5 protein-coding genes are annotated in these 10,199 nt (G+C 74.3%); 2 read left to right on the top strand and 3 right to left on the bottom strand.

From position 1 onward, the window contains the following. Nucleotides 1-167: 167 nt before the first annotated feature. Nucleotides 168-1,385: an L-2-hydroxyglutarate oxidase gene (lhgO, locus tag AOK03_RS28385; protein WP_055568207.1), complete on the bottom strand. Its 1,218-nt coding sequence runs from the start codon at nt 1,383-1,385 to the stop codon at nt 168-170. Nucleotides 1,386-1,537: 152 nt separating this feature from the next. Then, nucleotides 1,538-2,986, bottom strand: coding sequence for an NsdA family TPR-like regulatory protein (locus tag AOK03_RS28390; RefSeq protein ID WP_055568208.1), 1,449 nt, complete (start codon nt 2,984-2,986; stop codon nt 1,538-1,540). A gap of 999 nt (nt 2,987-3,985) precedes the next feature. On the opposite strand from AOK03_RS28390, the gene AOK03_RS28395 reads away from it, so the two are divergent. Together AOK03_RS28395 and AOK03_RS28400 are read left to right on the top strand one after the other, a co-directional pair. Further along, nucleotides 3,986-6,070, top strand: a complete 2,085-nt coding sequence (locus tag AOK03_RS28395) for an asparagine synthase-related protein (RefSeq protein WP_055568209.1) — start codon at nt 3,986-3,988, stop codon at nt 6,068-6,070. Nucleotides 6,071-6,242: 172 nt separating this feature from the next. Then, nucleotides 6,243-9,722, top strand: a complete 3,480-nt coding sequence (locus AOK03_RS28400) for an AfsR/SARP family transcriptional regulator (RefSeq protein WP_055568210.1) — start codon at nt 6,243-6,245, stop codon at nt 9,720-9,722. Between the two features lie 22 nt (nt 9,723-9,744). Here the strand turns inward: AOK03_RS28400 and AOK03_RS28405 are convergent. Then, nucleotides 9,745-10,199 (bottom strand): NPCBM/NEW2 domain-containing protein (locus AOK03_RS28405; RefSeq protein WP_208609613.1); only part of this gene is annotated, 455 nt, incomplete at its 5' end.

Below are 10,199 nucleotides of genomic sequence, written 5' to 3' on the forward strand. Positions count from 1 at the left end.
GGGGCGCGGGGAACTGCGCGGTCAGCCCAGGCGGGCCCGCGGCCGGGCGGAGAGCGGCTCTTCCGTGAGGACGGCGGGGCTGTGCGGCCGGGCGGAGGCGATCACCGTCAGGGCCGCGGGGAACCGCGCGATCAGCCCACGCAGACCCGCAGCCGAGCGGGGACCCCTCACTCCACCCCGCGCAGCACCTCAAAGGCCCGCCGAGCCACCTCCCTGCCGATCGGCAGGGACGCCGTCGCAGCCGGCGAAGGCGCGTTCAGCACGTGCACGGCCCGCGCCCCTTCCCGTATGAGGAAGTCGTCGACCAGCGTGCCGTCCCGCAGGACGGCCTGCGCCCGCACCCCCGCAGGCGCGGAAACCAGGTCATCGGGACGCACCGCGGGCAGCAGCCTCCGCACCGCATCCGTGAACGCCGACTTGGACGCGGACCGACGCAGCTCCCCCGCCCCGTACCGCCAGTGCCGCCGCGCCATGTGCCAGGAGCCGGGCCAGCCGACCGTCCCGGCGAGCTCGCGGGGACGGACCACCGACCAGTCGTACCCCTCGCGGGCCAGCGCGGGGACCGCGTTCGGCCCCACGTGGACGCCGCCGTCGATGCCCCGCGTGAGGTGGACGCCGAGGAACGGGAAGGCCGGATCGGGCACGGGATAGACGAGGCCGCGCACCAGCTCGGGCCGGGCCAGCTCGAAGTACTCCCCACGGAACGGCACGATCCGCATGCCCGGATCGTCCCCGGTGAGCCGCGCGATCCCGTCGCAGTGCAGCCCCGCGCAGTTCACCAGGACCCTGCCGCGCACGACGGAGCCGTCGGCGGTGAGGACGGCGACGCCGAGGCCGGCGCGGCGGTCGATGCGGACGACCTCGCCCCCCGTGCCGTACCGGATCTCGGCCCCGGAGGCGTCGGCCAGGCGCTCCGCCACCGCGCTGTAGTCGCACACCCCGGTCGTGCCCACGTGGATGGCGGCGAGGCCGCGGACCTCCGGTTCGTACTCGGTGATCTGCGCGGGGCCCAGCTCGCGCACCGGAATGCCGTTCTCCCTGCCGCGCTGGACCAGGGCGTGCAGGCGCGGCAGCTCCTCCCGCTCGGTCGCGACGATCAGCTTGCCGGTGACCTCGTGCGCGACCCCGTACTCCGCGCAGAACTTGACCATCTCGGCGGCGCCCCGGACCGCGTACCTCGCCTTGAGGGAGCCCGGGCGGTAGTAGATCCCGCTGTGGATCACGCCGCTGTTCCGGCCCGTCTGGTGGCGGGCGGGGCCCGGCTCCTTCTCCAGGACCGTGACCCGGGTGCCGGGAGTGGCGCGCGTGAGGGCATACGCCGTCGCGAGCCCGACGATCCCGCCGCCGATCACCAGCACGTCGCAGTCGTACGCGACCTTCTTCACCGCGCCTCACCTCCCACCTCAGATACTGCCCTGCGCCACTGACAACGCCACCAAACCTCGGACGCCGGATCCTTCGGCACCCTTAACTCGCGCTCACCCGTGAGTTCACCCGGACCGCCCCGGTGGGCGGGAGGACCGAGGCAGTGCCCGGCCTAGGCCGGAGCCATGAGCAAGGGCCGGGCCCGCTCGCGCAGCTCGACCACCCGGGGCTCGTCCCCGTACGGCTCGAGCCGGTGCAGCAGGTCCTTCACGTACTCCGTGGTCCTCGCGGACGAGATCCGCCCGGCGACCTCCAGCGCCCGCGTCCCCTGCTCGCACGCCGCGTCGAGGTTCCCGGACTCCAGCTCGGCGACCGCCGACACCACGAGCCGCAGACCGTGCGACCGCACGAACTCCTCCGTGGGGCGGGACAGCGCCTGCTCCGTGAAGCGCCGCACCTGCCGCGGTGCCTTCAGGTCGCGGTAGCACTCGGCGGCGTCCGCGGCGAAGCGGTCGTACGAGTAGAAGCCGAGCCAGGTGGGGTCGTGGTCGCCGTCACGGGCCCGCTCCAGCCAGCCCTCGGCGGCCCGCAGCGCCGCGCCCGCCGCCTGCGCGTCGTTGGCACGCGCGTGTGCCCGCGCCTCGACGAGACGGAAGAAGCTCATCGTGCGCGCGGTGGCCAGGCCCCTGTTCCGCTCCAGGGCGGCCTGCGCGAGGTCGACTCCCTCGTCCCCGAAGCCGCGGTAGGTCGCCTGGAGGGACATGGACGCCAGGACGTACCCCCCGAGGGGGACGTCGGCGGCCGCGCGCGCGAGCCGCAGTGCCTGGATGTAGTAGCGCTGGGCGGCCTCCTGCTGGCCCGTGTCGAAGGCCATCCACCCGGCGAGGCGCGTCAGTTCGGCCGACGCTCCGAAGAGGGCGCGTCCCACCTCGTCGGAGTAGGAGCCGAGCAGCAGCGGGGCCGCCTCGACGCGCAGGCACTCCGGGACCATCGAGGAACGCCAGTCCCCGCCGCCGTACTTGGAGTCCCAGCGGCGCGCGTCCTCGGCGGCCTCCCGCAGCTTCAGCACGTCGCTGTGGCCGACCTTCATCGGCGCGCCGCCGTCGTCCGTGTGCACGGTGTCGCGCGGTGCTTCGCGCGTCACGTCGCGTGCGACGGAGCTGTCGGCGGGGGTTATCAGCCAGCGCGAGGCGGGCGTCGCATAGGCGCTGACGGCGAAGGACCCCGCCAGGGACTGCCAGATCCCGCCGCTGCCCGCGCGCCGGCCCGCCAGATCGAGGCGGTACAGCTCGGTCGCGGACTTCACCGCCGCCCCCACGTCGCGCGGGAAGGCGAGGCCCACCTCGGGTGCGGGGTCGGCGTCCGCCAGGCCGATCTCGTGCAGCGGCACCGGGCGGCCGAGTTTCTGTCCGATGGCCGCCGCGATCAGGTGCGGGGCGGCGCCCTGGGGCACCATGCCCTTGGACACCCAGCGCGCCACTGATGTCTTGTCGTAACGGAGCGTCAACCCGCGTTGTGCGCCGAGGTCGTTGACCCGGCGGGCGAGTCCCGCATTGCTGATTCCCGCGAGGGCGAGAACGGTGCCGAGCTTTTCGTTCGGCCCGCGTTGCTCCCTGGACATGCGCCACCCCTCGACACAGACGGCTGCCGGGCAGTGGCTGGACCGCTCGCGGCATTCGTGCTGCGTTCCCCCGGGGGCGGTGGCCGGAATGGCGGCCGCAAGAGCGTTTGGCCGATCCTCCAGGTATATGCCTCCGCGAAAACAACAGCACACACAGCGTAGTTCGCCGCATCCCAAGCGTTAAGAGCCCCAGTTCCGGATGGCGAGATTGTTGTCCGTGCGGAGGTGCTTCGACGGCGACGCGTGCTCCCGCCGTGTGGCCGTGCGCCTGTGTGTGCGCTCTTCTCCGGCCATGACGAGAACGGTTCCATTGGCGATGCGTGGGTCGGCCCGCTGCGCTGGAGTCAGCGGGCTGGGGGACACCGCCGCCTCCATCCCCGCGGGCGGCGGACCGGTCCGGGAGGCGAACACCGCCTCCCGGGCTGTGTGTTGCCTTCGAACGGTTCCGTCCCGGGGCCGTCGCAGGCCGATTTGGCCGAAAAGCGCCCGTGTACAGAAACCGGCATACCGCCCATTGCGGTGGTGTGCGCGTGCGCACGAAGGCGGTTGCGCGTGCGCCCGAGTGCGGTGCGCGCGTGCGCCTGTCAAGGCGGCGCGAGCCGCGCGCACGGGGCGCTCGCAATGCCGAGGCGGGGCGCCCCCGATCATCCCCCTCGGGCTTTCCCGAGGTCTCATCGGGGTCCTTCGGGGGACCTTCCGGAGCCCTTCCGGAGCCCTTCCGGGGTCTCCCCGAGGCCTTCCCGAGGCCTTGCTGAGTGCCCCTCCGGGACTCTCCCGGGGCCTCCCGAGAGCCTTCCGGCACCCTTCCCGAGGGAAAGGGTGCCGTTCCGCTCTCAACTACCGCTCACCTGGGGCGCATTCCAGGGGGCGCAAGCGGTCCCGTAGTCCTTCCCGTACGCCTCCTTCGTGGCAGCATGGGACCCCAGTTCTTCGGTGCACTGATCGGCCGTGCCCGGCGGCGTTGCGCCGCCGGCCCGTCCACAGCCTGTGGAGGCAGCGATGCGGTGGTTGGTGGGGTGGAGCAGTACCACCGCGAGATCCTCGACGGTGGGCTCGGCCGGGGCCACCGGTGACGACGGCGAGACCGTCCACCCCGTAGGTTCCCAACTCCTGTGGGGAGACCCGAATCCGCTCTGGGCGGTCGGCGACTGGCGGGCCGACGAAGTACGGACAGTGACGGCCGACGAGCAGACCCGCATCGCGGTCCTCGGCACCTGCGGAGCCTCCGACGAGGAGCTCAGGGTCGGCCTCCTCGCCGCCCGCGGCGGCGCCCTGCGCCACCTGACGGCCTGGTCCGGCAGCTATACGGCGGTCGTCCAGGTCGGCCGCCGCGTCATGATCGCCGGTGACCTCGCCGGAGCCCGCCCCGTCTTCTACACCCCCTGGGCAGGCGGCACGGCCTACGCGACCGCCGCGCTGCCCCTGGCCGACCTCATCGAGGCCCACCTGGACATCGGCCACCTCGCGGCACTGCTCGCCGCGCCGGACGTCCCGGAAGCACTGCACGACTCCACCCCGTACCAGGGCGTGCGTCGCGTGCCCCCGGGGCACGCGCTGATCCTGCGCGCGGGCGCGCGGGAGATCGCCGGGTACGAACCGGTGGCCTCGCTGGCGGTCGCGGCGGCCCCCACCGACGCCGACAGCGCGGTGGACGGCGTCCGGGAAGCCCTCATCGAGGCGGTACGCGCCCGCCTCACCGCACCCCGCCACGTACCCGGCACGGACGTCGACCCCGGCCCGGTGCCCGGCATGGGGCCCGCCGAACGGCGCGCGGCCCGCGGCATGCCGGTCCCCGGCATCGGAGCCGACCTCTCCGGAGGACCCGCTTCGGGAACCCTCGCTCTCCTTGCGGCCGGTCTGCCCGGGATGCCCGGCACGGTGCTCGGCCACGGCACCGGCGCGGGGGAGCGGCTCCTGGCCGTCACCTTCAACGACCTGGCCGTCAACGGCCGGGAGGCGGAACTGGAACGGGCCGGCGCCATCGCCGCCAACCCGCGCCTGCACCACGTGGTCGTCGCGGCGGGCGAGGACGCCCTGCCCTACGCCGACCTCGACGGCCCGCTGACCGACGAGCCGAGCGCCGTCCTGGTGGCCGCCCAGCGCCACCGCGCCCGGCTCTCCTCCGGCAGCGCCGACCACTTCACGGGCCACGGCGCCCGGCAGGTCCTGGACGCCCACCCGGCCCGCCTCGCCGACCTCCTGATGGACCGCAAGCGACGCCACATGGTGCGCCCCGTGGCGGCACTGGCGAAGGCCGACGGCTCGGTGATGGTCCCCGCGCGCGTGTACGGCGCGGCCCGCAAGCTCGCCCGCACACCGCACCGGGCCGGGGTCGAGTCCCTCGCCGAGCGCCTGCTCCAGCGCCGCTTCGACGAGCCGGGCGGAGCCGTGGGCGCGTCGCTCGGCGCCCTCGCGTGGGCCAGGCCCGGACCCGCCGCCCGCTGGCTGACCGGGGAGGCACTCGCTGAAGTATCGGTTCGCCTCCAGGACACCACCATGCGTCCCGGCGGGCCGGGCCAGCGCCCCGGCGAGTTCCGCGCGCGGGCGGCCCTCGCCCGGCACGCCGCGGACCTGCGCCTCCTGGAACAGGCCGCCGAGGTGCGCTTCCAGCGCCTGCACGCCCCCTTCCTGGACAACCAGGTCGTCCGCGCCTGCCGGGCGCTCCCCGAAGCCCTGCGGGTGCAGCCCGGGGCGCGGGCCGCGATCCTGCGCACGGTCCTGGAAGGCGCCGGGGTCGCCGAACTGCCGCCCGGCTGGGGCGCCCCGTCCCACGCCTCGAACGCGGCGGCCGCCCGCACCGGGCTCCGCGTGGCGGTCGACGACCTCATCGCGCTCTTCGACACCCCGCTGCTCGCCCAGGCGGGCCTCGTCGAAGCCCGCGTGGTCCGCAAGGCCCTGCGCTCGGCCGCCGAGGGCGAGCCGCTTCCGCTGGACGGCCTGGCCGACCTGGTCTCCACCGAGCTGTGGCTGCGGCGGCTGCTGTCGCGAAGAGGCACGTGCTGGACGGGGACTCCAGCACGGCAACGAGCTGTTCCCACTGGCAGTGTGGTCCCGCAGAGAGGGGCACTAGGAGCGGGGCGATAGCGACAGCCCCCAGGAGGGGACACACTCCGGCTCCGGAGGGGAGACTCTCCGGCTGCGGAAGGGTGTCTCTCCGGCTCCGGAAGGGGCTCTCCGGAGCCGCACGCCGGGCCCCGCAACGCGCGCCGAAAAGAAAGCACGCGCCCCGGCACACCCGGGCGGGGAGAATGACGGGGTGCGGTACCGAATCCTGGGCGCCACCGAGGCGTACGACGAGCAAGGCGCCCCCCTGCCCGTAGGGGGCCAGCGGCTGCGTGCCCTGCTCGCCGCCCTCGCGCTCCACGCGAACCGCACCGCCACCGTCGGCGCGCTCATCGAAGAGGTCTGGGCCGGCGACCCGCCCGCCGACGCCCCCGCCGCCCTGCAGGCACTGGTGGGCCGCCTGCGCCGGGCCGTCGGCAAGGACGCCGTCGTGTCCGCCTCCGGCGGCTACCGCCTCGCCGTCGCCCCCGACGACGTCGACCTGCACCGCTTCGAGCGCCTCGCGCGCGAGGGCAGGGCGGAGCTGGACCGCGGCGACCCGGCCGCGGGCGCCCGCACCCTGCGCGACGCGCTCGCCCTGTGGCGCGGCCCCGCCCTCGCCGACCTGCCCGACCGCGCCGCCGCGGCACGCCCCGACGCGCAGCGCGCGGAGACCGTCCGCGCACGCATCGAGGCGGACGTCCTCCTCGGCCGCGCCTCCGAGGTCGTGCCGGAGCTGCGCGAGCTCACCTCCGCCCGGCCCTACGACGAGACGCTGCATGCCCTGCTGATCCGCGCCCTGCGTGATGCCGGGCGCGGGGCCGACGCGCTCGCCGCCTACGAGGAAGCGCGCCGCGCCCTCGCCGACGGACTCGGCACGGACCCGGGCCCGGAACTGCGGTCGCTGCACGCGGAATTGCTGGCGGGCCCGGAGCGGGAGGGGGAGCGGGGCGGACGGGAACGGGACGGGCGGCAACAGGTCGGGTGGCAACAGGTCGGGCTGAAACAGGGTGGGCGGAAACAGGTCGGGCTGAAACAGGTCGGGCGGAAACCTGACGGCTCAGGACCATCGCAGCATCCGCAGGGGCAACAGCGCCCCCAGCCGCCGCAAGAACCCCAGCCAGAACTCTCCCAGCCCTCTCAGCCCTCTCATCCCTCCCAGACTTCTCATTCCTCCCACCCATCTCACCCACCACACCCATCCCACCCCCAACGCTCGGCAAGAACCGAGCAGAACGGGAACATCCGCACCCGCTTGACCTCTTTCGTCGGCCGGGAACCCGAACTCGCCGCCATCCGTTCCGACTTGCGAAGGGCCCGCCTCGTCACCCTCACCGGACCGGGCGGATCCGGCAAGACCCGCCTCGCCGAGGAAGCCGCCGCCGGGCATCCGCAGGCATGGCTGGCCGAGCTCGCCCCGCTCGACCACCCCGAGGCGGTGCCCGGCGCCGTCGTCAGCGCGCTCGACCTGCGCGAGACCGTCCTGATGACCAGCGAGCTGACCACACAGCAGGACGACCCGGTCGCCCTGCTCGTCGAGTACTGCGCCCCGCGCAGCCTGCTCCTGCTCCTTGACAACTGCGAACACGTGATCGGCGCGGCCGCCGAGCTCGCCGAGGCCCTCCTCACGCACTGCCCGGGCCTCACCATCCTCGCCACCAGCCGCGAACCGCTCGGCGTGCCGGGCGAGGCCGTGCGCCCCGTGGAGCCGCTCCCGCCCGACCCGGCCCACCGGCTGTTCACCGAGCGGGCCGCCGCGGTCCGGCCCGGCTTCGACCCGGTGGCGGACGCCGAGGCCGTCGCCGAGATCTGCCGCCGTCTCGACGGCCTGCCGCTCGCCATCGAACTGGCCGCGGCCCGGCTGCGGATGCTCACCCCGCGCCAGATCGCCGACCGCCTCGACGACCGCTTCCGCCTCCTCACCAGCGGCAGCCGCACGGTCCTGCCCCGCCAGCAGACCCTGCGGGCCGTCGTCGACTGGTCCTGGGACCTCCTCGACGAGGCCGAGCGGGCCGTGCTGCGCGAGGCGTCCGTCTTCGCCGGCAGCTGGGACCTCCCGGCCGCCGAGGCCGTGTGCACCGCGCCCGCAACGGACCTGATCGGCGCCCTCGTCGACAAGTCCCTGGTGGTGGCCGTCCCGTCCGCGAGCCCCGCCGACGGCGGCATGCGCTACCGCCTCCTGGAGACCATCCACGAGTACGCGACCGAGCGCGCCGCCGAGACCCCCGCCCTGCTCGCCGCGGCCGAGGCCCGCCACGCGGCGTACTTCCGCGAGCTCCTCGCCCGCGCCGAACCCCTGCTCCGCTCCGCGGAACAACTGCCGTGGATCAGCCGCCTGGAGACGGAGCTCGACAACATCCGGGCGGCGCTGCAGCGCACGGCCGAGTCCGGTGACGCGGCGGGCGCGATCGAGATGGCGCTGAACACCGGCTGGTTCTGGTGGCTGCGCAACTACCGCAGGGAGGGCGCCGACTGGATGGCCCGCGTCCTGGAGCTCGCGCCCCCCGGCCTTCCCGCCGAGGACGACCCGCTCTACTGGCCGTGGATGCGGCTCCAGCTGCTGCACCTGTGCCTGGTCGCGGAGTCCAGGCCCGCGGACTCACCGGCCCACCTGGAGAAGTGGGCGGACCTGGAGCTCGTCGAGGCGCTGCGCGCGGCCTTCGCGCGGCCCGTGCCCGAGACCGCCCGCTTCCCCGGGCTGCTCTGGCCGTTCACCTTCTTCTTCACCGGCGGCACCCACGAGGACGCGCTGATCCCGCTGAACCGCACGATCGAGAACTGCCGGCGCCACGGAGAGGAATGGGACCTCGGCGTCATCCTCATGTTCCGCACGCACATGGCCGTCGACATGCCGGGCAACCTCTCCGGCGTCGACGAGGACCTGGCGGAGCTGCGGGAGCTGAGCCGCCGCGTGGGCGACCGCTGGATGCGCGCCCAGGTGTGCAGCGCGTCGGGCGAGGCGGCCATGGCCCGCAGCAGGCACGAGGAGGCCCGCGTCGAGTACGAGGAAGCGCTGCGCCTCGCCTATGAAGTGGGGGCGTACGCGGAATCCTCGTTCCTGCTCGCCCGGCTCGCCGAGGTCGCCTACCGCGAGGGCGACCGGACCGAGGCGGCGAAGGTCCTCGACGAGGCCCGCCGGGAGGCCGATCGGTACGGGGCGACGGACTCAAGTGCCTTCGTACGGCTGCTGGGCGCCCTGCTCGCACTGGACGAGGGAGACCTCGACACGGCCCGCGAGCTGTGCGAGGCCTCGCGCGCCGAGGCCGAGTTCGGCACGCCGCCCCCGCAGTTCAGCGTCGCCCTGAGCGCAATGGAGGCCCGCATCGCCGCGGCCGGATCCGGTCCGGCCACGGGCCTGCCCATCGTCACCGGCGCGGTGCGCGAGGCCGTGACGTCCCGGTGTTCCGAAATGATCGTGGCGTCGTCGCTGGACGGTGCCGCGGTGCTGCTGAGCGACCTCGGCGAGCACACGCGCGCGGCCCGGATCCTCGCCGCCGCCACGTCCCTGCGCAACGGCGCCCGGAGGTCCAATCCGGAGTACGGGCAGGCGCAGCACGTGGAGAGCGCGGCCCTGGCCGCGCTCGGCCCGGACGCATACGAGCGGGAGCGTGCCGCGGGCGGCGCGCTGACGGCGGACGGAGCGCTGCAGGAGCTGGAGCTCGCGACCGAAGCCGTCGGCGATCCGGACGCCTAGGGCCTCCGGGCGGGCCGGAGGTCTAGCCGCAGCTCATCCGCGACTGCGCCCAGTCCGCGAGCGCCGTCGTGTCGAACGGCGTATGCGGTTCCACGACGAGCCTGACCGTCTTGCGACCCGTCAGGTTCACATGCACCGGCACCGCCGGATCACCGCCCTCGACCAGCGGGGACCGCCACAGCCGCGCCCCGTCCCCGTACACGGAGAAGCGCACCTTGCCGAGCCCCATCGTCATGTCGTCGACCCCGACGACCGCGTCGTACGTCGAACAGCTGCGGTTCAGGTCGATGGTGACGGAGGACCTGCCGTGCACGGTCACGCCGTGGGAGTACCGCTTGTCGCCGACCGACAGGCCCCAGCGCTGCCACACCCAGCTGCTCTCGGCGAGCCGCATCTCGGGCTTGGTGCCGTCGCCGGTGAGGCCGTACTCCAGCTCGTTCCACTGGTAGACCCGGGGAGCCGGGGGCGGCGGGGGCG

The sequence above is a fragment of the Streptomyces atriruber genome (assembly GCF_001418325.1).
GTDB lineage: Bacteria > Actinomycetota > Actinomycetes > Streptomycetales > Streptomycetaceae > Streptomyces > Streptomyces atriruber.